Source organism: Aquamicrobium sp. LC103, from assembly GCF_001014615.2.
Taxonomy (GTDB): Bacteria; Pseudomonadota; Alphaproteobacteria; order Rhizobiales; family Rhizobiaceae; genus LBCQ02.
On record NZ_LBCQ02000019.1, the window covers coordinates 45,561 to 69,680 of the forward strand.

23 protein-coding genes are annotated in these 24,120 nt (G+C 60.5%); 7 read left to right on the forward strand and 16 right to left on the reverse strand.

All coding sequences use genetic code 11. From position 1 onward, the window contains the following. Window positions 1–16 precede the first annotated feature (16 nt). Together XW59_RS28310 and ugpC are read left to right on the forward strand one after the other, a co-directional pair. Window positions 17–2,122 carry an ADP-ribosylglycohydrolase family protein gene (locus tag XW59_RS28310; protein WP_047149013.1) on the forward strand — a complete coding sequence of 702 codons (2,106 nt, stop codon included), beginning with the start codon at window positions 17–19 and terminating at the stop codon, window positions 2,120–2,122. Between the two features lie 36 nt (window positions 2,123–2,158). Further along, the gene (gene ugpC / locus XW59_RS28315; protein WP_047148970.1) at window positions 2,159–3,223 is read left to right on the forward strand and encodes a sn-glycerol-3-phosphate ABC transporter ATP-binding protein UgpC; all 1,065 of its coding nucleotides are present in this window, start codon (window positions 2,159–2,161) and stop codon (window positions 3,221–3,223) included. Window positions 3,224–3,268: 45 nt separating this feature from the next. Here ugpC and XW59_RS28320 read toward each other — a convergent pair whose 3' ends face one another. Genes XW59_RS28320 through XW59_RS28345 form a run of 6 tightly spaced genes read right to left on the reverse strand, consistent with a single transcriptional unit; the run spans window position 3,269 to window position 9,466 of the window. Further along, window positions 3,269–4,246: an ornithine cyclodeaminase family protein gene (locus XW59_RS28320; protein ID WP_047148971.1), complete on the reverse strand. Its 978-nt coding sequence runs from the start codon at window positions 4,244–4,246 to the stop codon at window positions 3,269–3,271. Further along, on the reverse strand, window positions 4,243–5,037 hold the full coding sequence (locus XW59_RS28325; protein ID WP_170990248.1) for an alpha/beta hydrolase: 795 nt from the start codon (window positions 5,035–5,037) through the stop codon (window positions 4,243–4,245). The genes XW59_RS28320 and XW59_RS28325 overlap by 4 nt, the downstream gene beginning before the upstream one ends. Before the next feature lie 59 nt (window positions 5,038–5,096). Further along, entirely contained in the window at window positions 5,097–6,551 is a 1,455-nt protein-coding gene (locus XW59_RS28330; RefSeq protein WP_047148973.1) for a M81 family metallopeptidase, read from the reverse strand. Window positions 6,552–6,607: 56 nt separating this feature from the next. Further along, window positions 6,608–7,123 carry a TRAP transporter small permease subunit gene (locus tag XW59_RS28335; RefSeq protein WP_047148974.1) on the reverse strand — a complete coding sequence of 172 codons (516 nt, stop codon included), beginning with the start codon at window positions 7,121–7,123 and terminating at the stop codon, window positions 6,608–6,610. After that, entirely contained in the window at window positions 7,120–8,115 is a 996-nt protein-coding gene (locus XW59_RS28340) for a TRAP transporter substrate-binding protein (protein ID WP_206077771.1), read from the reverse strand. Before XW59_RS28340 ends, XW59_RS28335 begins: the two co-directional genes overlap by 4 nt. Window positions 8,116–8,143: 28 nt before the next feature. Then, entirely contained in the window at window positions 8,144–9,466 is a 1,323-nt protein-coding gene (locus XW59_RS28345) for a TRAP transporter large permease (RefSeq protein ID WP_047148976.1), read from the reverse strand. A 105-nt stretch (window positions 9,467–9,571) separates the two neighbouring features. Between XW59_RS28345 and XW59_RS28350 the strand changes: the two genes are divergently transcribed. Then, entirely contained in the window at window positions 9,572–10,225 is a 654-nt protein-coding gene (locus tag XW59_RS28350) for an XRE family transcriptional regulator (protein ID WP_047148977.1), read from the forward strand. An 80-nt stretch (window positions 10,226–10,305) separates the two neighbouring features. On the opposite strand, the gene XW59_RS28355 is transcribed toward XW59_RS28350, so the two are convergent. From XW59_RS28355 to XW59_RS28380, 6 genes are all read right to left on the reverse strand, one after another. Then, window positions 10,306–11,001: an SDR family NAD(P)-dependent oxidoreductase gene (locus tag XW59_RS28355; protein ID WP_047148978.1), complete on the reverse strand. Its 696-nt coding sequence runs from the start codon at window positions 10,999–11,001 to the stop codon at window positions 10,306–10,308. Between the two features lie 68 nt (window positions 11,002–11,069). Further along, entirely contained in the window at window positions 11,070–12,467 is a 1,398-nt protein-coding gene (locus XW59_RS28360; RefSeq protein WP_047148979.1) for an FAD-dependent oxidoreductase, read from the reverse strand. A gap of 52 nt (window positions 12,468–12,519) precedes the next feature. Then, window positions 12,520–13,602, reverse strand: a complete 1,083-nt coding sequence (locus XW59_RS28365; protein ID WP_047148980.1) for an ABC transporter ATP-binding protein — start codon at window positions 13,600–13,602, stop codon at window positions 12,520–12,522. Between the two features lie 12 nt (window positions 13,603–13,614). Next, on the reverse strand, window positions 13,615–14,445 hold the full coding sequence (locus XW59_RS28370) for a carbohydrate ABC transporter permease (RefSeq protein ID WP_047148981.1): 831 nt from the start codon (window positions 14,443–14,445) through the stop codon (window positions 13,615–13,617). After that, the gene (locus XW59_RS28375; RefSeq protein ID WP_082137874.1) at window positions 14,442–15,359 is read right to left on the reverse strand and encodes a sugar ABC transporter permease; all 918 of its coding nucleotides are present in this window, start codon (window positions 15,357–15,359) and stop codon (window positions 14,442–14,444) included. The genes XW59_RS28370 and XW59_RS28375 overlap by 4 nt, the downstream gene beginning before the upstream one ends. Before the next feature lie 34 nt (window positions 15,360–15,393). Next, entirely contained in the window at window positions 15,394–16,671 is a 1,278-nt protein-coding gene (locus tag XW59_RS28380) for an extracellular solute-binding protein (RefSeq protein ID WP_047148983.1), read from the reverse strand. 119 nt (window positions 16,672–16,790) lie between these two features. Between XW59_RS28380 and XW59_RS28385 the strand changes: the two genes are divergently transcribed. The 3 genes from XW59_RS28385 (at window position 16,791) to XW59_RS28395 (ending at window position 20,004) form a co-directional block, all read left to right on the forward strand. Continuing rightward, complete coding sequence (locus tag XW59_RS28385) at window positions 16,791–17,567, forward strand: IclR family transcriptional regulator C-terminal domain-containing protein (RefSeq protein WP_047148984.1); 777 nt, start codon at window positions 16,791–16,793, stop codon at window positions 17,565–17,567. A gap of 105 nt (window positions 17,568–17,672) precedes the next feature. After that, a complete protein-coding gene (locus tag XW59_RS28390; RefSeq protein ID WP_047149014.1) occupies window positions 17,673–18,371 on the forward strand; it encodes a cysteine hydrolase in 699 nt (232 codons plus the stop codon). Window positions 18,372–18,552: 181 nt separating this feature from the next. After that, window positions 18,553–20,004, forward strand: coding sequence for a hypothetical protein (locus XW59_RS28395; RefSeq protein WP_136068549.1), 1,452 nt, complete (start codon window positions 18,553–18,555; stop codon window positions 20,002–20,004). A 120-nt stretch (window positions 20,005–20,124) separates the two neighbouring features. On the opposite strand, the gene XW59_RS28400 is transcribed toward XW59_RS28395, so the two are convergent. After that, a complete protein-coding gene (locus tag XW59_RS28400; RefSeq protein ID WP_047148986.1) occupies window positions 20,125–20,931 on the reverse strand; it encodes a tetratricopeptide repeat protein in 807 nt (268 codons plus the stop codon). Between the two features lie 85 nt (window positions 20,932–21,016). On the opposite strand from XW59_RS28400, the gene XW59_RS28405 reads away from it, so the two are divergent. Next, a complete protein-coding gene (locus XW59_RS28405) occupies window positions 21,017–22,060 on the forward strand; it encodes an EscU/YscU/HrcU family type III secretion system export apparatus switch protein (RefSeq protein ID WP_047148987.1) in 1,044 nt (347 codons plus the stop codon). A 12-nt stretch (window positions 22,061–22,072) separates the two neighbouring features. On the opposite strand, the gene XW59_RS28410 is transcribed toward XW59_RS28405, so the two are convergent. The 3 genes from XW59_RS28410 to XW59_RS28420 form a co-directional block, all read right to left on the reverse strand. Continuing rightward, the gene (locus XW59_RS28410; RefSeq protein ID WP_246666259.1) at window positions 22,073–22,642 is read right to left on the reverse strand and encodes a DUF1445 domain-containing protein; all 570 of its coding nucleotides are present in this window, start codon (window positions 22,640–22,642) and stop codon (window positions 22,073–22,075) included. A gap of 397 nt (window positions 22,643–23,039) precedes the next feature. Next, window positions 23,040–23,840: a type III secretion system export apparatus subunit SctT gene (sctT, locus tag XW59_RS28415; RefSeq protein ID WP_047148988.1), complete on the reverse strand. Its 801-nt coding sequence runs from the start codon at window positions 23,838–23,840 to the stop codon at window positions 23,040–23,042. Between the two features lie 9 nt (window positions 23,841–23,849). Then, entirely contained in the window at window positions 23,850–24,119 is a 270-nt protein-coding gene (locus XW59_RS28420; protein ID WP_047148989.1) for a flagellar biosynthetic protein FliQ, read from the reverse strand. Window position 24,120 lies beyond the last annotated feature (1 nt).

A 24,120-nucleotide genomic window follows, 5' to 3' on the forward strand; every position in this document is an offset into this window, starting at 1 on the left:
CCGAATGGAGTCCACAGTGAGCATTCCCAACGACTATCTTGAACGTGTCTATGCCGGCGTCCTCGGCAAGCTGATCGGAGTGTATCTCGGCAGACCGTTCGAGAACTGGACGTACCAACGGATCATGGAGGAGCTCGGGCCGATAGAATATTACGTGCACGAGCGTCTCAATCAGCCTCTGGTGGTAACCGACGACGACGTCGCGGGCACGTTCACCTTCGTACGTGCGCTCGAGGATTACGGCATATCGCCCGATCTCAAGGCGGAAGACATCGGCAAGGCCTGGCTCAACTACATCATCGAGGAACGGTCGATCCTTTGGTGGGGCGGCATCGGAAACTCCACCGAGCACACCGCATGGCTCAATCTGAAACGCGGGGTTCCGGCTCCACGGTCGGGTTCCATCGAACTCAACGGCCACACAGTCGCCGAACAGATCGGGGCTCAGATATTCATCGACGGCTGGGCGCTGGTCGCGCCGGGACAGCCGGAGCTTGCGGCCCGGCTGGCCGAGCAGGCGGGCAAGGTCAGTCATGACGGCGAGTCCGTCTACGCGGCCATGCTGTGGGCCGCGATGGAGGCTGAAGCGTTTCGCACGAAGGACATCGACAAGCTGATCGATGTCGGATTGTCCGTCATCCCTTCCGACAGCACGATTGCACGCCTGATCGCCGACATCAGGAAATGGCACGCTGAAAACCGCGACTGGGAGGCCACGCGTCAGCTCATCCAGGACAATTACGGCTACGATAAATATCCGGGCAACTGCCACGTCGTGCCCAATCACGCGCTGATGATCATGTCGGTGCTCTACGCACCCGACGATTTCCAGAAGGCGCAGATGATCGTCAACACGTCCGGCTGGGATACGGACTGCAATGCAGGAAATGTCGGATGCCTGTTGGGAATCATGCTCGGACTGGATGGGCTGGAAGCGGGGCCGGACTGGCGAGGTCCGATCGCCGACCGCATGCTGATATCGTCGGCCGATGGCGGCAATTCGATCAACGATGCCGTACGCATCAGCTACTATCTCGCCAATCTCGGCCTGCAACTGGCCGGCTCCAATCCGCTGGAGAAACCAAAGGACGGCGCGCAGTTGCATTTCTCGTTGCCCGGCAGCCGCCACGGGTTCCGCAAGCAGGACGGTTTCGCCGCCAATGCGCACGTTATCGTCGGCAACGAGGAGAGTGGGCCTTCGCGTGCGCTCGCCATCCGCTACTCCGCACTGGGACCGGGTCAATTCGCGGCGGCGACCTCGCCCACCTTCTCCCCCCGCGAGATGCTCGAGATGCGCACATACGACTTGATGGCCACGCCGCTCGTCTATCCCGGCCAGACGCTGAAGGCGCGCCTGATCGCGCCTGCCGACAACAAGGGGAAGGTCGAGGCACGGCTGAGGATCCGGGTGTACGATTCAAGCGACCAGTTGAGCGACATCGATGGCGATGCCGTGGTGCTCGCACCGGGAAAGGAGACGACGCTGGAGTGGAGGCTTCCCGATCTCGGCGGCCAGCCGATCGCCGAGATCGGGATAGTTTTGACGTCGACGGACCGGCGCGCTGACGGTCGCGTTCTCGTCGACTGGATGCGATGGGACGGGGCACCCGAAGTCACGCTTCGACGGCCCGACGGCGACGGCGACTTCTGGCGCATGGCTTGGGTCAACGGCGTCAGCTTCTTCTCGAAACGGTTCCGCAAGAGCTTCCGGATTTCGCAAAGCCGCGACGAGGGCCTGGTCGCACATGGAACGCGGCAATGGACAGACTACACGGTGAAGTCGAGCATCGTGCTCCACCTCGGCAATCACGGTGGCGTCGCCGTGCGCGTTCAGGGGCAGCGGCGCTACTATTGCGTTCGCATCACCCGGGACAACCGGCTCGAGATCGTCCGCGTCCGCGACGACGAGCGTGAAGTGTTGGCAAGCACCGCGTTCGATTGCGAGTTCGAGACCGAGGTTCCGGTGAACATCCGCGTGTCCGGCGACCGCATAACGTCCGAGGTCGGCGGCAAGCACATCGAAGCGACGGACACGTCGGACAAGCGTTTCCGGGACGGCGGCATCGGGCTGGTCGTGAACGAGGGCGCGCTCTCGGCCGACTATGTGACCGTGTCGGCCTGACCGTGACGCCGCGAAATCCGGATTGAGGAGATTGTCTTGGCTACTGTGACGCTGAACGAGGTTCGCAAGACCTATGGCGGCCATGAGGTCGTGCATGGCGTATCGGTCGATATAGAGGATGGCGAATTCGTCGTGCTCGTCGGCCCATCCGGATGCGGGAAATCCACGCTGCTGCGCATGATCGCGGGACTAGAAACGATAACGGCCGGCACGATCAGCATCGGCGGCAAGGTCGTCAACGATGTCGCGCCCAAGGAACGCGACATCTCGATGGTGTTCCAGAACTATGCGCTCTATCCGCATATGACGGTGGCCCAGAACATGGCGTTCTCGCTCACCCTGGCCGGAGCGGCCGCGGACGAAAAGAAGCGGAAAGTGGCGCAAGCCGCGGAAATCCTCGGCCTGACGCCGCTTCTCGGTCGCTACCCGAGACAGTTGTCCGGCGGCCAGCGACAGCGCGTCGCAATGGGTCGCTCGATTGTCCGCAATCCGCAGGTTTTCCTCTTCGACGAACCTCTGTCCAATCTAGATGCAAAGCTTCGCGTCGCCATGCGCGCTGAGATAAAGGGCCTCCACAGGCGCCTGCGGAGCACGACCGTGTACGTAACACACGATCAGGTCGAGGCGATGACGATGGCGGACAAGATCGTGGTTCTGCAGTCGGGAAAGATCGAGCAGATCGGTACGCCCCTGGAACTCTACGACCGCCCAGCGAACGCATTCGTCGCGCAGTTCATCGGGTCCCCGTCGATGAACATCTTGAAGGCGAGGCGGGTTGGATCGGAACTTCAAATGCCCGATGGGCGCGCACTTGGCGTTCCACCTCCCCGGAATCTGGCGGATGGCGCGGAGGTGTTGCTCGGCAAGCGCCCCGAACATATCCGCATCGCCCAGACCGATGGCGTTGAAGTCCGTACAAAGGTCATCGAGCCGACCGGCTCAGAGACCTTTGTGCAGTTCGAAAGCGTCGGAGGCGAAATTGGCGCACTGTTCAGGGACCGCATCGACCTGCGGGAAGAGGCCCCGATGCGGATCGACCTTGCCCGCGGTCCTACCCATTTCTTCGACACCGGATCAGGTCACCGCTTCATACCCGAATAAGGTATTCGCCTGAGCTATCCGTGGGCGTTCTCAAGAAATAGGCACTCACAACGAGGCATCGACACCCCTTCCGGTGCGCTGTGCAGCATCCCAGCAATGATAGGCGCAGGCGATGTCCTGCGTCGCGATACCGAGCGAACGATAAAGCGTGATGGCCTGATCGTCGGTGCGGCCCGACGCGCCGCCGTTGAGTACTTCGCCGATTTCGGCTACGATATGGTCCTTACCAATCGTGCCAGCATTGATCATGTCTACTATTTCCCCGGCCTGCACAAAGGTCGAATGACGGTAGTCGGCGAAGACCTGAGCGCGCAGCACCGTCTCGTCGTCGATCTCGCGCTTGGATGGGATCGACGCACCGACGACATTGAGGTGCGTGCCCCTTGAAATCCAAGCGCCCTGCAATATCGGGGTGGGTGCGCTCGTGACGGTGCAGACGATATCGGCGCCCGTCGCGGTCGCCCTGACGTCGGTTCCGGAAGAGACCGTCAGATGCGGATACTTGCTGCGGGCGTATTCAGCGAAGTTGGCGGCCGATTTCTCGGTCCGGCTCGCGACGCGCAGCTCCGTGATCGGACGGATCGCGATCATCGCGTCGAGGTGATGACGCGCCTGCTCTCCCGCCCCCACCATCGCGAGAACGGCTGAATTTTCGCGCGACAATGCGCGCGTCGCGACCGCGCTGGCGGCGGCGGTGCGCAAGGCGGTCAGCGGCCCGCCATCCATAATGGCGATTGCGGTTCCGTGCTCCGACTCAAACAACACCATCGCGCCCTGATGCGACGAGTATCCCGCCGCCGCGTTGCCGGGAAACAGGCTGACCAGCTTGATGCCATGGCAGGGCGGATTGCGCATCATGCCGGGCATGATGCCCATCATGTTGGGTCCGCCGGCAGCCATGGTAGAGCGCAGCGGCAATTCGGCTTCGCCGCGAGAGGTGGCGGCCATGGCCATGGCGACCACCTCGATCGCGGTTTCCGGCGGCAGCAACACCTCGACGTCTTCGCGGGAGAGAACGATCATAGCGCGCGTACTCCGGCATTGCCCCAAGCGGTGGAACCGGTTGACACCAGCCCTAGCTGCTCCTCCAGAATGGCGGTGTAGAGCTCGGGACGCACGGCATAGGGGAAATGACCCCCGCTCTCGAAGCGGTAGGCAATCCCAGGCTTGAGCACGGCACGCACCTCTTCGCGCATGAATAGCGGAATCAACGGATCGTCCGCGCCTTCGATTGTGACGATGTTTCCCGACGGCACGCCGACCGGCGGAAGCTGCGGCGCATACTTGATGCCCTTGAGGCGGTTGCGAAGCTCACGCTCGGGGATGCGGCCGCCGACTTCGCCCAGAAGCAGCTCAACCATCTCGCGCTGGTCGGGATGCGTATCTGCCCAGGCGGTGAGCCCTCGACGGAAACCGGCGCGAAGCTCCGCGATCGGAGCCGCGTCGAGGTCGGAAATATAGGGTGGGGTCTGGCTGACCGGCGCGGTGTCGTGGAGCGTGTTAGCCGCGATCAGGCGCGCGACGCGCGCCGGATGGGTGGCGGCGATGTATTGCGCGAAATAGCCACCCAGCGACGAGCCCAGCATGGTTGCATTGTCGATGCCGCGTGCGTCGAGCAGCGCCGTCAGGTCGCCGGTCCATTCTGCCACGCCGCCGGTTTCCGGATAAGTAACTGAGAGGATGCGCGCGCGACCCTCAAGTGCGGCCATTTGCTGCCAGAAGATGTCGCCGCGCCCGAGCGTGCCGGGGATCAGCAACAAGACAGGACCGTTGCCGGCAAGCTCGACAACGCCCCATTCGCGCCCATTGAGCATAACGCGTTCTTCCGGATGTTCAGCGGCAAAGCGGTCTCTGGATTCGATCAATGCGTTTGTCATGCGAACGGGTCTTCCATTTTCGGCCAGTAGTTGGGTGCGCGTTTGATGTAGGCGATGTTGGCGTAGTCGGGTGTGATCGAGCCCGGCGTCGCGACATGAATGACCTCGGCAGCGATGGGCGCGAAGCCGGCGTGGAAATGCTGCGAGGATTTCACGCAGACCAGCTTCCTCGACGCTAGGTCGATGCCGAGGCCGGTATAGGCTTCGGGATGGAAGGTCTGGGTGCGCAGGTCGTTGACGACGATATCGACGCCGTCGCATTCCAACCATGCCATATTGCCGAGCGGGATCGGCAGATCGCCAAAGCGTTGTGACAGATCAGAGGCGAGCCGGCGGATGGTGACGCGTAGGTCGAGCGGGTCGCCGGACATGGGGCCATATTTTCCGCCAAGCCGCAGGTTGAGCGTTGCCCCTTCGTCGGCCTCGCGGCAGATGCGCATCGCCATCGGATCCCAGAAAATGCCGACGACGGCGTTGGTGATGCCACGATCGAGGATCGCCCTGAGCAGGAAGGTCGCATCTCCCGGCGCGCCGCCACCGGCATTGTCAGCGACATCGGCAAGCACAACCGGCCCGAAGGCGTGCTCCATGCCACGGTCGAGCGCGGCGTCGATGGTCGGGTGGGTGCGATTGAGGCGGCCGCGGATAGACAGAAGTTCGCCGGCGAGTTCCTTTGCGAGCGCTTCTGCCTGAGCGGCGTTGCCGTTGGTGGTGACGAGGCTGCGCGCGCCGGCGCGTGGGTGGTCGCCCCAGGGGAAGCCATGAACCAGCCCGACATGCAGAACGCCATCCTTCCCTTCGCGCGCGCTCATGCCGTCGACGAACGAACGCATCGGCTCGTAGGGCGTGTGCATAGCACAAATGATGCGGCAGTCATGGTCGCGCATCACCGGATTGGTGCGGCCCTCCGCAGCGTCGACGGCGAGCGCGAATAGATCGCGTGCGCGGTCGGGGACGTCCACATGTGGATATTCCTTATATGGAACCAGCAGCGTTGCGTTCTCCATCATCATGTCAGTGAGATGAGAGTGCGGGTCGAGCAAGCCGCCGATAATCACCTTGTCACCGGCGATCTTGCGGCAATGGGAGATGAGATCGCCTTCGCAGTCGTCGTAGCCATCGGCGATCATGGCGCCGTGCATCGACAGGAGCACGATATCCACCGGCATCGCGGCGCGCAGATTGTCGAGGATTTCGCCGCGCAGCGTCTCGTAGGTCGAGCGGACCGTTGGACCGGCGGGCTGGGCGACAGCCATCAAACCCTCGGTGATGTCCCATCCACGCTCCGTCGCGGCGTGCTTCCAGATATGCAGCGGCGCTGTCCAGTATTGCAGCGGCTGCGCGGTGGCGTCGCCGTGGTAGATACCACCTTCCTCAAAGCTCAGCATGCCCGTGGGCAGAGGCGAGAACGTGTTCGTCTCGGTGACAAGACCGGCCATGAACATCTTCATTGTGTCGCCTCTCTGGTAACTCCTGTGCGTTGCGACGAAAGGCGGGATCGACACCTTCAGCCACGCCGTATCGGACCGCCGACGATGCGGGCGGCCAGATGGATGAGGATCACGATGCAGACCGTCGGGATCGCGGCGGCGATGAAGACAAGGTTGAGCCCAAGCCCCGGCGAGGTACGGGCCGACATGCGGATCAGGAAGCTGCGGGCGAGGTCCATGCCCGCGCCGAACAGCGAATAATAGAGGATCGGGCCGACAAATATGATAGCGGTCAGGCCGATCGCGAGCTTGGCAAGGAGCGCGCTGCGATCGCGTGCGTTCTCGTCAATCCACACAACGGCGGGATCGGCTGCCCGTCGGAACGCGGCGGTCGCGCCGAGCAGGCCGCCCCAGACCATTAGGTATCGGGCAAGCTCCTCCGTCCAGACCGGCGGCTGCCGAAGGCCGTAGCGCGAGACGACCTGCAGCATGATCACGCAGACCATGCCCACTAGCGCCGTCTTCGCAAGAAAGAGGCACACACGGTCGATCCCCCCGCTGAGAGCGATGACGGCATCGCCGGCCTTCGTCATTGGCGGGTCTGATCCGCGGCCGCCGTAAAGGCGTCGATAGCGTCAGCGGGCATCAGGCTCGGCCACGCCGCCTTTGACCGTTTGACGAATTCGGCGCGCGATTCAGGTGACAGGCTGGTGACGGTAACGCCCTTCTCGCGGAGCTGGTCGAGTTCCTTTGCAGCAGCGTCAGCAGTCCACGCGCGGTTTTTCTCGTTGGCGAGACTGATGGCAGCATCGACTTTGGCACGGTCCTCATCGGACAGATCTTCATACCAGTCATTCGACATCAGCGCTGAGCGAAACGGCGTGCCGGAACCGGCATCGGTGTAGTATTTGAGATAGTCGGTATGCTGGAAGATCAGCGCAACGACGGGTGGATTCACATAGCCATCGACCATGCCCTGTTGGAGACCCGTCATGAATTCGGGCATGTCGATCACCACCGACGATGCACCCCATTCCTCGATCAGCCGCGTCTGCGTAGCATCGATGGCGCGGATACGCATTCCATCTAGATCGGCCAACGTCTCGATTGGCTTCTTGGAGTTGAAAATACCGACCGTGCCGCCGAGGCCAGTGAGACCGGCGATGCGTACTCCCTGCGTCTGCATGGACGCGTCGATGGAGTCGAGAATGTCGGTTTCGTCCAGCGCACGGAACATATGTTCCATGTCATCGAACATATAGGGAGCCATGAAGCCCTGCACCCGCGGGTCGATCTCGTTGATCATCACGAAGTTAGTGACACCGAACTGCAGCAGGCCTTGCGAAAGCTGGTCCACCACCTCCGGGTCCTTGCCAAGTGCGCCGCCGGGATAGACGGTCGCCTCGAAGCCGTCTTCCTTGAGCTTGATGGCGAGATCTTCCGCCCAGACCCAGTCGCCGCAAACCTGCACGGCGGGGCATCCGACACCAATGCGGATTTCCTCTGCCTGCACGAGTGCTACGCCGCTCATCACGGACGACGCGAGAAACGCCGCGCCGAGCATGAGCTTTGATGACGTTCTCATTTTCATTCCCCTTTATCGTGTGTTGCGATCATTGGACGAAGCCTGCCTGTCTCGGGATATAGAGGGTGATCTCGGGCACCAGCACGAGCACCAGAAGCATGACAACGAGCAGGAAGAAGAGTGGCAGGATCGCCCGGGCGAGCTTCAGATAGGAGACGCCGCTCATGGCCGAGACGACCATCAGAACGCCGCCGACAGGCGGCGAAACGAGGCCGATGGTCAGGTTAAGACAGACCACCACACCGACATGCACCGGATCAGCACCGCCAGCGATCGCGGCTGGTATGAGCAGCGGTACTAGGAGAACCATAGCCATCATGTTGTCCATGAACATGCCAACGACCAGGAAGAACATTGTGATCAGGAGCAGATAGCCGACGCCGCTGATTCCTGCGGAGTCGATGAGCGCGGCAATATGCTGCGGCAGGTTCTGGATGGCTACGAGATAGCCGAAAATGGCGGCGGCAAACAGGATGACGAAGATAGCGCCGGTCAGCAACGCAGCGCGCTCCAGGGCGGCGTTGAGGTGGCCCACGAACTCGCGCATCGCCTTTCGGTTGCCTACGCCCGGCTGCTGGAGAGCATAGGTGGCACCCGTCAAAGTGGCAATGACGACAGCAAGCGCAGCGGCTTCCGTAGGCGTGACGATGCCGAACACGATGCCGCCCAGCATGACGGCCGGCACGAACAGGGCGGGCAGCGCCTTCACCAGCGTTGGAAACACGGCCGGCATTTCGGTGTTGCGCCCGCCCGGCAGATTGTAGCGGCGCGCAGCATAGGCGTTGTAGGCGAACAGGCCGGCCGCCACGAAAAGACCGGGCAGGATGCCTCCCGCAAACAGCGCCGCGACCGATACGTTCATCAGCGCGCCATAGAAGATCATCACCACGGATGGCGGGATCAGAGGTCCGAGCACGGAAGACGCGGCAGTGAGCGCGGTCGCATACTCGGCCGGATAGCCGCGCTTGCGCATTTCGGGCACCAGCGCGCTGGTGGTTGCTGCTGCATCTGCGACCGCCGAGCCGGACATGGACGACATGAAAATGCTGGTGGCAACGTTGACGTGGCCAAGACCACCGCGAAACCGCCCGACGATGAGCATGGCCAGGTCGATCAACGCCCTGGTGATGCCGCCCCGGCTCATCAGTTCGCCGGCGAGAATGAACAGCGGCATAGCAAGGAATGTGAATACGTCGAGCTGGCTTAGAACCCGTTGCGGCAGAATCGCCAGATGGCGCGCCTGATCGGCGGCGAAAAAGCTCAGCACGGCCGCCGCGCCGGTCACGTAAGCAATTGCCGCGCCGCCGGTTAGGGTTGCCGCGACAAACAAGATGATAGCGATCCACGCCATTTCTTGCTCCCCTTATTGCTGACAGGATTTTCCTATTAGAAAATTTTGTCAAACAAATTTTCCGATGATAGGGTTTGCCGAGAATCCGAAACAAATGGAGCGGCGATGGGTGGTCGTGCGGCTAACGAGATATTCGCTTTTGGTCCGCATCTGCGCGCCCTGCGACACACCGCGGACATGACCCTGAAGGAGGTGGCCGCCCGTGCGGGACTGGCGGTCTCCACCATTTCCAAGATCGAAAACGACCGGATGTCACCGACTTATGATGTGCTGCTGAAGCTGTCGAAGGGGCTTGATGTCGATCTGGTGACGCTGATGGCAGGGCCGGCGCGCGCGCTGGTGAACGCTCCGGCAGGTCGTATCGATGTGACACGCGCAGGTGAGCGGCGGGCCTACCCAACCGGTACTTATGTCTACGAGCCATTCGCGATGCGCCTAACGAACCGGCTAATGGACCCGACCTTCGTGCGCGTTATCGCCCGCTCGATCGACGAATTTCCCGAGCTGGTGCGTCATCCGGGCGAGGAATGCGTGTTCGTCATCTCCGGTGCAGTGGAGATGCATCTGGAATTCTACGCGCCGATACGGTTGGAGGCCGGCGACAGCGTCTATTTCGACGGCCGCATGGGCCACGCCTACATCTCGGTCAGCGAAGAGGATGCGCATATCCTCAACATCTGCGCTGGCGTCGGCGAGCAGAATGTGAGCCAGATGACGAACGGGATGCTTTCGGTGCTGACGACGAGTCAGCCAAAATAGTGAGCACCGCTTGCCGAAGGCCCCATGGTACGGCTAAGACATGGCTCCTCCTGACAAGCGATTGTCAGTCCATAAACGGCTCAGTACGTGGCTCTGCCGCCCGAGATATCGAAAGTCGCTCCGGTGGAAAACGAGCATCGCGCGGATGCAAGCCACACGACGAGCTCGGCAATCTCTCCTGGCTGCCCCATCCGACCCATCGGCACCTTGTCGAGAACCAGAGCGCGTTGGGCCTTCGTCATCTGGAAGATCAGGTCGGTTTCGATGATCGCGGGTGCAACGCAATTGACCAGAACGCCCGAGTGGGCGAGTTCCTTGCCCAGCGACTTGGTAAACCCAATCACCGCCGCCTTGGACGCTGAGTAGGCGGCCTGGTTTGGGTTACCTTCCTTGCCGGCGACCGAGGCAAGGTTGACGATCCGGCCGTAGCCTCGAACCTTCATTGGCGCGATGAGGGCCCTACACGACAGGAATGTGCTGGTCAGGTTCAGTGCGATTACGCGCTGCCAATCATCAAGTTCATAGTTCTCGACCGGCGCGGTAGGACCGGTCACCCCGACGCAGTTGACGAGGCAGTCCACATGTCCCGTGCGTTCAAGGGTAACGTTGAGAGCGGAGGCTATTGCAGCTTCGTTTGTAAGATCGCACACGACGTCGTCGGCACCAGCTTGGCTTGGCTTGGATGCGACGTCCCAAACAACAACGCGAGCGCCCTCCTCGCGCGCGGTTCGAGCGACAGCGCTACCTATGCCACCGCCGCCCCCACCGATCACCATGACGCGTCCAGCAAGCAGACCGCCAGCGCATACTGGCGACGAGACGGGATCTCGATCGGTTGGGCTCTTCACACTATCGCTCCCTGATCGGCAAGCCGCTGCCGCAGACGTTGAACCGGCAGTTCGTTAAAGTTCACATTGCCCGAAGCACTGTCTGCAGTCAGCGCGGCCGCGGTGCCTGCGGCCTGTCCCATCGCGAGGCATGTCCCCATCACGCGCGCGGAGCTTTGTCCTTCGCGCGAGCTGGACAAGCACCTGCCCGCCACGAGGACATTCTCAAGCCCTTTGGGAATAAGGCAGCCGAATGGAATATCGTATGATCCGCCTCCCTCGATAATCTCCCAATGCACGCCACGTCCCGGGACCCATACGTCGATCGGATGCCCACCCTTTGCTATGCTCTCGTCGCGCTTCCTCGCGCTGCGCACATCGTCGCCGGTGAGGACGGTTTCTCCAATGACCCGGCGGGTCTCCCGGATCCCTATACGGGGCGCCAAACCGGAAAACTCGGCCCCCTCGAACCCCGGCACCCGCGCCTTCATGAAACGGACGCAAGTCAGCGCCTGATCGAGCAACTCGGTATAGCTGTCGCTCATGCGGCGCGTATCGGTGGCATCGACATTGCTGATCTTGGTGGAGTTGACGCTGACCTCGCGACGCAACGCCGAGACTGGCGCGAACGCGACGATAGACGTCTCGAACATCTCGCCGTCGTCTATGGCTTTGCTCAGAAGGGGCCCTTGAGCACTGAGCGTCACCTTTGGCTGTCCCTGCTTATGAAGACCCGCGATCGCCTCTTCACGCGGGAGAGCGATCGCAGAGAAAGCCTGTTCGGAAATGGCGAAGTTTTCGGGCTGCTCCCTCATAAAGTCCAGCAGCCGTGCGGTATCGACGCCGATCATGCGAAACACCATCGTGATCGATTGAAAAGCGCCTGTAGCCGGATCGCCGGCTTCGTGGGCGGCACCCGCAGCGATCGCGAGATCGGCATCGCCGGAACAGTCTATGAATGTCTTTGCCCGTACGAGAGTTTTGCCCTGTTTGTTGATGAGCAGCAATCCTTTGACTCGCCCCCCATCGCGCACCACCTCGCCGGCAAATGTATAGAGGCGCAGCTCGACACCTGCCCGCGCCAGCAGACGTGTAATGGCGAATTTCATGTATTCGGGGTCGAATGCTTCGTAGTAGATGGGCCTGAAATCCGAAAGCCTGCCAACGTACCCGCCGATCCTGTCACATTCTTCCAAAAGGTCGCGGCCGACACCGCCGACGATCCTTTCCCCATTGGAGGACCACATCCCCAGCAGGTTGATCCCACTGACGAGTTCTCCGCCCACGCCTGGGCCGGCATCCACCAGCAGGGTACGAGCCCCGTTGCGGGCTGCTCCCAGCGCCGCACCGATCCCGCTCGCTCCGGCTCCAACTACGATGGTGTCGTAATGTTCTTCCCTTATCATCTGGGACATTTTCTTCTCACATGATTGAAATTGCTGGTCTGAGAGGCCGCCGGCCACAAGATCATCTGGCGGAGGCCAAGGCATCGCCGCTTTGCTTGTCGAAAAAGCTCAGCTTGCCGCGGGTGAGTACAAATCCGTGTGTCTCGCCCTTGTTCAGGATCACCCCCGCGTCTGTCCGGCACACCACTTCCTGCCCCCCTTCGAGCTCTAGGAGAACGACGCGATCAGGGCCGACCAGTTCCACCTGCTTGATCAGGCCCCGCGCATCGGCCCTATCGTCGCGCGCGGGCTCAATCGCTTCCATGCGGAAGCCGAGGATCACCGCATCGTCGGCTCCTCGCCCAGGGATCACCAATTCCATGCCGGGCGCGGAAAAGACCGACTTACCGTTCCGTGAGCGAAGCGAACCTTCGATGAAGTTCATTCCCCGCTCGCCCACGAAATTGGCGACGAAGGTGTTGACGGGCTTCTCGTAGATCTCGAGCGGAGAAGCGTATTGCTGCAACCTGCCTTCGTTGAAGACGGCAACCTTGTCTGACAGGCTCAAAGCCTCGCTCTGGTCGTGAGTGACGTAGATTGTCGTGGCGCCGACCCGGTCGTGGAGATCCTTGATGTCCCTGCGCATTTTAATGCGCAACCGCACATCAAGGTTAGACAGGGGTTCATCCAGCAAGAAGACCTTGGGATTCCTGATCATCGCACGTCCCAAGGCGACACGCTGCTGCTGACCTCCGGAAAGCTCCTTTGGAAAGCGGTCGAGCAGGTCACCCAAGCCAAGGCTCTCCGCTACCTTGCCGATCGCTTCGGCTATGGCCTGTCGGTCGCGGCGATGCCGTCGCGCCCGCAAGGGAAAGGCGAGGTTTTCGCCGACCGACATGTGCGGATAGAGCGCATAGCTTTGGAAGACCATCGCTATATTGCGCTTGTCGGGCGAAAGATGGCTGACCGGATTGCCGTCGATCCAGATCTCTCCCTCATCAGGACGCAGCATTCCCGCCAACAAGTTGAGCGTTGTGCTTTTTCCCGAACCGGAGGGACCGAGCAGCGACACGAAGCTACCCTTCTCGATATCGAGATCAAGCGCGCTCAGCGCGACTTTGTCACCATAAGTTTTGGTGACGGTTTCAAACTTGACAGAGAGCACCAGAGCCTCCCGCTAACCTTTGACGCTTCCGCCGGTCATTCCGCTTACGAAATGCTTTTGGAACGCTATGAAAACTATAATGACGGGCACGATCGAGAGCATGGATGCCGCCAGCAGAGGCCCCCAATCGCGGCCGAAGAAGCCCAGGAAATTGTAGACCGCGACCGGCAGCGTGCGCGTAGCAACCGAACTGTTCATCACCAAGGCGACCACGAAATCGTTCCAGGCAAAGGTGATGATGAACAGCCCTGCGGCGACCAATGCGGGGGCGCTGAGAGGTGCGACGATCCTGACGATAACGCTGAGCCGTGAATGACCATCGATCATGGCGGCGTGTTCGAGCTCGACCGGCAGCGTCTGGATGTAACCCATGAGCATCCAGACCACGATCGGGAGCTGATAGGCCGTATAGAGCAGGACGAGCCCGGTGCGCGTATCGAGCAGCCCGATTTGTGAAAGCATCGTAAAGGTCGGCACCAATAGCGATGCGATGGGGATGCTCATTACCGCTATTATCACGAACATAATCACTGTTCGTCCGCTAAAATTGGCACGAGCGAGCGCGTAGGCTGCAAACAACCCCACGATCAGCGAGAGCACGAGCGTTGCGGAGGTGACGATCAGCGAATTGACGATGAAATGCTGTACGCCCTCGTCCCACAACCGTTGGTAATGAGCCAAGGTCGGCTCCTCCGGCAGCATGACGGGGGGATATTGCAAGATCGCCCGACGCGGCTTGAACGAAGTCAGCAGCCCCCAAAGAATTGGAAAGAGCACCGCGAGCGCGATAAGTCCGTATACGACGAGCGAAGCAAAGACGCGGCCAAGATGTTTGAGGGTCATCGCCGCTTGCTCCCGAGATTGAACAGGAAGATGATGATGGCCACCAGCGCGATGTTGATAAGGAAGATGATGATCGAGGCGGCATTGGCACGGCCGATCGCGTATTCCTCAAACCCCCTCCGAAACATCCACAGTACGAGCGTTTCCGTGGCTCCATTTGGCCCTCCCCCTGTCAGCACCAGCGGGAACGTGAGGATGTTGACGTAGAAGATGACCAGCCGCACGATCGTGATTAGGATCGCCGTGCGCATCAGCGGCAAGACGATCCGCCGAAAGGTATAAAAATAGGAAGCTCCATCGACCCGCGCCGCCCATAGCAGCGACGACGGAATGCTCTTCAGTCCCGCCAGCAGCAACATCATGGCAAACGCGGAATCGCGCCATACCGCGTTTGCCACCAATGCCGCCATCGCCGTGTTCGGATCGCCGAACACGCTGAACGGTTCGACGCCCAGTGACTCCAGCAGGAGGCCAAACAAACCCGCGTCCTCCGAAAAGACCCAGCGCAACAGCATCGATCCAACGAGCATCGAGATGAAATACGGGATCAGCACTATCGTCCGCATCAGCGAGCTGCTGCGTCCGTCCCGTTCAAACATCAGCGCGAGGCCAAAGCCGAAAGCGAAAGTGAAGATGGTGGCGAACGCCGTGAAGAAGGTGGTCACCCCGACCGCGTTGAGAAATCCCGAATTTCCCAAAGCCCATATGTAATTATCGAAGCCTATCCATCCGCCGGGCACAAAATAGTCATAGCGCTGGAAGCTCACGGCCAGGGCCGAACTGAGGGGCGCGAAAACGAAGACCCCCTCTATGGCGAGCAGCGGTACGAGATAAACCCACGGAAAAGGTGACCACCGGCCCTTTGGGGGAGCGGCCCGAACCCGCTCCCTTGCCGAATGTGATAGCAATGTCATTTAAGTCTCCAGGGAACTCGGAGGCGAATTTCGTTCAGCGCTCTGCCGCGACGCCTTCCACCCACTCTAGTGCCGCGAGCGGATCCTCATTGTTGACGAGGACGCGCTGGGTGGCCTGGTTCAGGTTCGAATACAAAAGGTCCACGCGACATTCGACAGGAAGACTGACGCTGGCGGATGCCAGCGCGCTGCCAATCTGGCCGACGAGCGCATATGCCTCGTCCTGCAATTGGGGCGACTCAAGTACCGACCGGCGCAACGGGGGCTGCTGACCAGTGAGTGCCCATTGGCTCGCTCCCTCGGTGCTGACGAGAAAATCGACGAAATCCAGCGCCAGATCCTTCTGACCGCTTTCTTCCCACACTGACACGTACCAGGAACGCACCACGGTAGGCCCAGCAGCGTCGGCGGTGATGCCCGGCATGGGCGCTATACCCAGTTCACTCGCGTCCCAGGATGCGCTCGTCTGAATCTGGTTAGCGCGGGTCGATGCGTTGAAGATCGCTCCGGCGCGACCCGCGAGGAAAAGATCCCAGGAATCGTCGAGGTTGCGGCTCAGATCTTCACGTGAGGCAATGCCCTGCTCCGTGAAAAGGCTGGCCTGAAATTCGAGCGCCCGCACCCCCGCATCATTTGCGACCGAAAGGGTGCATGCGTCATCAAAGAGCGCAGGCTGTTCTTCCAGAAGGTGGGTGAGCAACGGTCCCTCGACGGCCCGGTCCGGACTTAGCGGTATGGTCACCCCGGAAACCCTGCCCTGCTGAACCGCTCGCAATGCTTCGACAAAGCCCGACCAGGTCGCAAGATCCTCCGCGCCGTAACCCGCCTGCTCCAGCAAATCCTTTCGATAGTAAAGGACGGTCGCGAAAGGAAAGAGGGGAATGCCGACAAGACGATCTCCAAAGCGGGCGTCGTCGAGCAGGCCTTGATACAAAAAGTCGGCGCTTTCCTCCTCGCTCCATTTCGCCACGATGCCGGCGTCCAGGTCGGCCGCTGATTTCGACTCTGCGATCAATCTCAGACTGTTACCGTGCACAAACACAACGTCGGGCGCATTGCCGATGTTGCTTGAAAGGACGAACTTGTTGGCGAGTTCGCTCCAGACCTGCGACTCCACAGTGATCGTGACCCCTGGATGATCGGTTTCGTATCGCTCGATCAGCGCCTTGAACGCGACCTCCCGCGCATCTGAACCGTTCGGGTTCAAAAAGGTCCAGACCGTAAGCGTCTGCGCCGAAGCGGGTGCGGCGGCTCCTAAAAGCAGTGCAGCCAGAAAAGAACGCGAAAGAACGCTGGACAGAACATTTGACATTTGCTACCTCCCATTTGCGCGCTATGCGCACAAAATGATCGCATAACGCACGAGATGACTATGTGGTGCCAGATGACATGTCAAGGCCCCGCACACTGAAACCAAAATGAGAGCGCTCAATGAGCAACAATGACTTTCGCGACAACCGGAATTTCGTCAGCTCTTTTGCGAGGGGATTGGCGGTGATAGAGGCCTTCGACGCCGAGCATGGGCGACTAACCTTGGCCGAAGTCGCCGAGAGGACCGGACTGGATCGCGCCGTTGCGCGCAGACTTTTGCTCACCCTCGTGCAATTGGGGCTGGCGCGCGTAAACGGGCGCAACTACGTCCTAACGGCAGAGGTTTTGAAGCTGGGGTACAGCTTCCAGTCCGCCTATGGCTTGGGCGCCGCTTTGAAGCGACCGCTCGATGCGCTCTCCAGAAGACTTTCCGAACCAGTGTCGGTAAGCGTGCTCAGTGGTTCAGACATTACCGTTTTGGCGCGATCTAACGCCGCCGAGCGTCATTTGGCTCCGACGAACGACGTGGGCACCAAGCTGCCAATTCTCGTTTCCGCGTCCGGCCGACTACTCTTTTCGCAATTCGATGACCAAGAAATTAGCACCCGTCTGCAAAATCTCAGTTTCCGTCGTTACACTGAACGCACCATCGTGGATGTTGATGCCTACTTCGATACGATCAACCGCGTTCGCGCCGATGGTTACGCAGTCCTCGACCGCGAACTCGATGAAAACCTCATCTCCATGTCAGTGCCGCTGGTGGACAAATCCGGTTACATAATCGCCACGCTCAATGCCAGCACGCAACCAAGCCGCAATACACTCCGCGAGGTCGTGGAGAATATCATTCCAATCCTCAAGGAATCTGCCCAAAGCATGTCCGCCGCGTTCCCCTGAATGTGCGCTATGCGCACGGAATATATCTATTGCGCACCAATTTTAGACGTGCAAGATGATCCGTTGAAAAGCGCGGGACCGCAATCGTCGCATCGGGAGAGGTGGATGCAGTTTTCAGATATTCCCCAGACAATCGTCGCGCGGGTACTCGACCGCAGGGGGAGATTGCACGTCCATGAGGATGTCGACCCAGCAAGAACCGCCCTCGTGGTTATAGACATGCAAAACTGCTTTCTTCGCGAGGACATGGCTTTTGCCTATCTGCCTGGCGCCCTGGATCTCGCGCCGTTGATCAATAAGCTTGCCGGGGAACTGCGCAAAGCTGGCGGCAAGGTATTCTGGGTGCGCAACACGATCGAGGAGAGAATGCGCACGGAATGGTCGACCTGGTTCGCTATGACCGGCTTCGATCCCGAACGCGCGGCACGCCGAGAAGTACACATGATGGCTGGGGCACCGGGTCACGAAATCCACGAAGCCCTGGACGTCCATCCGGAAGATGAGATCGCCGACAAATACCGGTTCAGCGCATTTATCCAGGGCGCATCCGATATCGACAGGCGACTGCGGGATCAGGGTATAGATACGCTGATCATTGCTGGCGTCATCACCAATGTCTGCTGCGAATCATCGGCCCGGGATGCCATGATGCTAAACTATAGGGTCATAATGACGAGCGACGCCACGCAGGCCGTGACGACGGAAGAACAGTTGGCTTCACTCTCGATAATCTATTCCAACTTCGGCGACGTCATGGACACCGAGATGATCATCAAGCGCCTACAGAGCGTCACAGCCACATAGATTTTCATCGACAGGATTGTCGCGTTCTCGCGTCCGGCGCGGGGGCCGGCGATTTCGCCCATGGGCAATTTGTGCTTGCGGCGAAACGCCGACAAGCTGCAGCTAGAGGCTTGGGGAAGGCAGGCGTGAAAGCCTATGACAGTCTTCTTTCCGCTGCTATTCCTGGTTTGGAGACGGGCTCATGACGCCCGAGATACACAATCCTCGCCATTCCTGGTCCCAAGGTTCGATCCGTTTTATGCCCAGATACTTGCTTCTTTTCATCACCGCGTTCTTTTTTGTTGGCCAAGCATCGGCTCAGCCCTCGCCAAGCTCGCCACCGGCGGAGAAACCTGCCTCGGCTGAGATGCCCCGTTGCGGAGATGCGATCACCACGACCTGCCTGGTCGAAGAGATCCAGTCGTTCCTTGCTTCCGACATGGACCCGTTCAAACGCGAACGCGCAACGCTGGCGCTGGCACAGGCGCAACTGGCGGACGGACGCGTCGAACAGGCACTCACCTCGTATGAAGAACTCGAGGCGAAGACTGCCCGGGCCGAATTTCTCGTCAGTTATGCAAAGCGCCTGATCGCGGACGGCGATAATGGCGGTGCGCTGGAGCGCTTGCGTGAAGCAAACAGCCTGCTGACCGACGGTGAGAGCGATCTCGATCGTCTGAACGCGACCCGGCAAAGCCAATTGATTGCCGAAACCTTCGCGCAGGCCGGCGCCGCCGAGGAAGGCCGCGCCATACTCGATGACATAGCAAGCTATCGAAATCGGATTCCGCTGAACCCGATGCTTCTGTCACTGGTGCTGCAAGTCAGCGAAGGCCAAGCGGATATTGGATTTCGCGACCAGGCGGCGACCATTGTCGAAGAGACATACAAGCTAGTGCTCGATCAGGGCATGGAGGTCATGCCCGAACTAGTCTTGCAGATCTTCGAGACGTGGGCTTCCCTCGATGCAACGGCGGCGACCGAGGCGGCCGAAGAACTCGCCGCCCTCATTGGCGAGGATGGCCCGTCCGCTTTCGAATTTGCTTTGTGGACGGGGCTGTCCTCGGGCTTGGTAGCTTCCGGCGACGACAACGCCATCTTTCTCCGGCGCGCGCAGGCGTCATTGACCGATGCACCAGAGCGCGGCGCCGCACTGCTGCTTGCGCCGAAACTCTCTGCTGCGATGAAACAGGCCGGAGAAAGCGAACAGGCGCGCGTGCTCCTTGATCAAACCCATACGGAAGCCATGGCACTTGCTTCGGCGATAGAGAAGGCACCCGTATTGCTTGCACTCGCCGAAGGCTTCACCGGCGCGGACGCTCCGGAGCAGGCAGGGGAAATTCTCGAGGAGCTTCTTGCGATGCCAGAAGAAGCAGGTGCCGAAGGCATGATGTTGCGGCATTTCGCCAGTGTGGTTCCCGCCCAGCTCGCTTTGCTCGGAAAAGTCGACGAGGCGTACGAGCTCGCGATGAAGGCCGACGGCGGCAGCCGGGAAATGTCGCTGGTAATGGCGGCGGACAAGCTTGCGACCAAAGGAGAGTATCGCGACGCCATGCGCTTCTTGCGCGAGGTTGAAGGAGAGATCGCCGTGATGATGATGGCGGGGATTGCAGACCGTCTCGCCCACACATCGGACCAGCGGAAAGCACCGTGATGATTCCTGCCCTGCAGGAATGTGCGAAGCTGAAGACGTAACGTCGATGGAAGTCAAAGACTGCCAAAGGCATGACCGTCGGACCAGGCCGGCGGAACGCTTCAAGCGAACCGGCTCGGCCTAGCCGTTTACGGAGCCGAGCGCCTTGGCGCGGGCTGAAACATCGCCTTTCGCTCGGATCGACTGCGCTTGGGCAAGCAACGAGCTGATTTCCTCCGTAGCCAAGCCGGTCGGCGGCGATGATCGTACGTGGTCGGCCTGTCCGATCAACCCATAGGCGACGATCGCGTTTCGCTTGTGATGCAACTGCGCGCCGGGAGCGCCATAGACCTTCTGGATGAGCGGAACCGCCCTTGCCGCATCCCCGGCAAGGGCGGCTGCAAGCGCCATGTTGGTCTGGATATCGAGATCGTTCGGATCCAGCGAAAGCGCATGGGTGAACGTGCCGAGGGCGAGATCGGTCTGGCCCGCGAATGTTTGCGCGACGCCAAGGCGGTTATAGGCCTGGCTCGTGTTGACGGCCCTCGCGCCTTCCGTCAGCGCGCGAATGCCTGCCTGCGGATCCCCATCCTCGACCATCGCCGTTCCCAGCCCGACCAGGGCGGGTCCGTAATTGGGCGTGCGCGCGAGAGCGGCGCGATACGCCTTGGTCGCTTCGGAATGGTACCCGGCCCGCATATAGGCGTCTCCGACGCCCACGAACGCGCTGGCCGGAGCGCCGGGCGCGGACGCGGCCTGCTCGTAAAGCGCGATGGCGGTGTCCGCATCGCCCTGAGCTTCAATGTCCTTCGCCAGTTTCGTCAGGCGGGAGGTTTGGGACGTTTCCGGTGTTTCATTCGCCGCGGAAGCGTTCGAATTTGACGTTGTTGTACATGCGGAAAGCGCTATCATCACAAAAATGGACAAACAAACCATGCGTATCCGCATGTCAGACCCTCTCCTCCGTGCAGCATGGCGGCACCATATAGAAGATTGCCGCTGACGGAAACCGCAAGCATACCAAGCGAGATCGATGGCTCAGGAAAGCGAGGAAAAGCGGCTTCCCGCATCGGAAAAAAAGCTGCGCGAGGGGCGTCGGAAAGGTCGCGTACATAGCAGCCGCGACCTGATTGCCAGCTTTACCATCCTGGCGGCGCTCGGCTATCTGTTCTTCTCCTGGAAAACCATCACCGCAAAGCTGTTCGATCTCGTCGACATGGTCGGCGGCTGGCGCGGTGACGCTTTTGCAGAAACCAGCGATCTGGCCATCCATACCGCCTACAGCGCGCTTTTCTCGATCACGGTTCCGCTTGTATCGATCGTCGTGATCGTCGCAATCCTGACGGGCATCCTGGCAACGCGCGGTCTGGTCTTCTCCTTCGAGCCCTTGAAACCACAGTTCGAGCACATCAATCCTGCCAAGGGCATGCAAAGACTGTTTTCGCTGCGCAATGTCGTCGAGTTCTTCAAGAGCCTCGCGAAGACACTCTTTCTCTCTTGCCTGCTCGCATTCATCCTGCTTGCGTGGCTTCAGCCATTGTTCGAGGCGCCGGCATGCGGCCCCGCCTGCACTGGACCGATGATCGTGACGATTCTGATCCCGCTGGGGATCGCGGCGGTACTCGCCTTCATTTTCATGGGCATTCTGGATGTGCCCATTCAACGCTGGCTCTTTCTGCGCGACATGCGCATGACGAAGACAGAGTACAAGCGCGAACAGAAAGATCTCGAAGGTGACCCGCAAATCCGGCAGGAGCGGCATCGCTTGCGACATGAATCTTCCCGCCCCGTGAAGCTTGGGATCAGGAATGCCACGCTGGTCCTCGTCGACGGAAGCCGGCTCGTGGCATTGAGATATGTCCAGGACGAAACGCCGGTTCCGGTCATCGTCGCCAGGGGGGAAGGCGTCGCGGCCTCTGAGCTTTTGTCGGAAGCCCGCGCCCTCGATCGCGCGGTCGCGCGGGATGAGGAACTTGTCTCCGCCCTGTTCAAACGCGCCCGCACCGGCGAATATGTCGAGCCCGAATTGTTCTCGCCGATCGTTCGCCATCTCGTCCGGCTGCAACTCGTCCAGTAATGCCGGCGGATGTCAGAAAATCTTGAACGCGCCGACGTCCGACCGCCCGTCGACGTCGGTGATCAGCATGTGACCCGGTGAGTGCGTGATGCAAAGCTCGAGCCTTGCGCCTTGCAAGGCGACCGAGGCGGTCGCGCCGCTCGCCCAAAAGACGGGGACCTCGTCCGCGCCGAGTTCCACCGGCGTTCCCCAATCCGGTTCGGCCAGGTCACGGATGCCGATGACCTCCGGGTTCCCGATATGGATCGGCGCGCCATGCGCCTGCGGGTAGCGGGCGGTGATTGCGCGCACCTTGGTCACATCGGTTCTGCGAACCGGCCTCATCGACACGCACATCGTCCCACCGAAAGGCCCCACGCTCGCTGTCTTGATCGTCGTGCGGAAAATCGGCGCGCTCGCGCCCGCTTCCGGATAAGGCATGGGGATTCCGCGCTTGGCCAAGCCACGCTCGAAGGAGAGCGAGCTGCCGACCGCGAATGCCGCGAAATCCTCCCGCCAGAGGCTCAGTATATTCGAGCGCTGTTCATCGAGGACGCCGAAACGATAGACGTCATATCGAGGTACGTCGGTGCGGAGATCCATGGTTCCGAGGGAATCGATCGCCGGCTCACCGGTTCGACTTACCCCCACCAATGGGAGCGGTTTTGGATTGCGCTTGCAGAACCTGAGAAAATCTCCAGCGACCGCGCGCGGAAGGATAATCAGATTCGCCTGCAACCTGTCGCTGGCGAGGCCGGAGGTGGAACCCCGGTAAGCGCCCAGCCGGATCGTTCCACGCAGCTTGTGGGCAGCCATCGTGCTCAGGCTGGCGTGCGACAACGGCATTCTGCCGTAGGCAACGGCTTCCAAAAGCCCCTCCCCTACCGGATTGTCAGCCCACCCGCGATGAACCATCGTCAGCACGGTCGACCCTGTCAAATCGTCAGTTTCTTCACTGCTCAATAAATTGCATTTATTGCCCGCCGCGCTTTCGAACCCGTCAGCGGATCAGCTCCAGATATCTTGACGCATCCCTCAGGAATGCGAGATCGCCGCGCATGTAGTGAATGAGGAAAGACGAGTACAAAACGAGTATCAGGCTGAATACGAGCGTCTTCACTATCAGGGATAGAGCGAAAATATTGAGATGCGGCGCCGCTCGCGCGAGAAGAGCGAGAACGACATCGGAGAGAAACAGCCCCATCACGAGCGGAAACGCCAGCGTCAGAGCCATGGTCAGTATGCGCGTGAGCAATTGCAAGAGCGCTTCGACGGCCTGATCGCCGAAGACGGGCGCCAGCTGATCGATCGGCCACAGGCCGTAACTGTCGTAGAGCAGGGTCAGCATCAATTCCAGGCCGCCCGCCGACAGGAAGATTATCAGCATGACGATGCCCAAAAAGGTGCCCGTTATGCTGGTTTCGTATGTCATCATCGGATCGATCAGGGTTCCCATCGTCGATCCGCGCTGAAGATCGACGATGTCGCCGGCGGCCTCGGCCGCCCAAAAGGGAATTCCAAGCACGAAACCCAGCGTCGCGCCGACGAGCACCTCCTTCACCATCAGAACCACCAGAAGCGGTGTCGCTGCTTCCATCTGCGCCAGCGTTGCGGCGATCATGGGGATAATGGGTATCGCCAGCGCGAAGGCCACCCCGTTGCGCACCACGCCCGTGAGCCGCATCCGGGAGAAAAGCGGCATGACGGCCATCAGGCCGATAAGGCGCGAAAGCGCGAAAGCGCTCGCAAGCACGTAGTATTCCAGGCCAATGATCGTCGGGAAAAGGGCATCGAGATTCATCGGACCCGCTCAGCGCGTCACGACGGGGAATTGATCGAGGGCGGCGGATGCGTGCTGCGCGATCTGATAGCCCAGCAACGGTCCGAAAAAGAGAATGACGAGCAGCACCACGACCAGCTTTATGGATTGTGGAAGCGTCTGATCCTGAATCTGGGTCAACGCCTGGCCAAATCCAACGAGGAGCCCTACGACGAGCGCCGCCACGATGACCGGCGCCGACGTGAAAAGCACGGTCAAGAGAGAACCTTGCACCTGGGCGAGTATGAAGTCGTTGCTCATT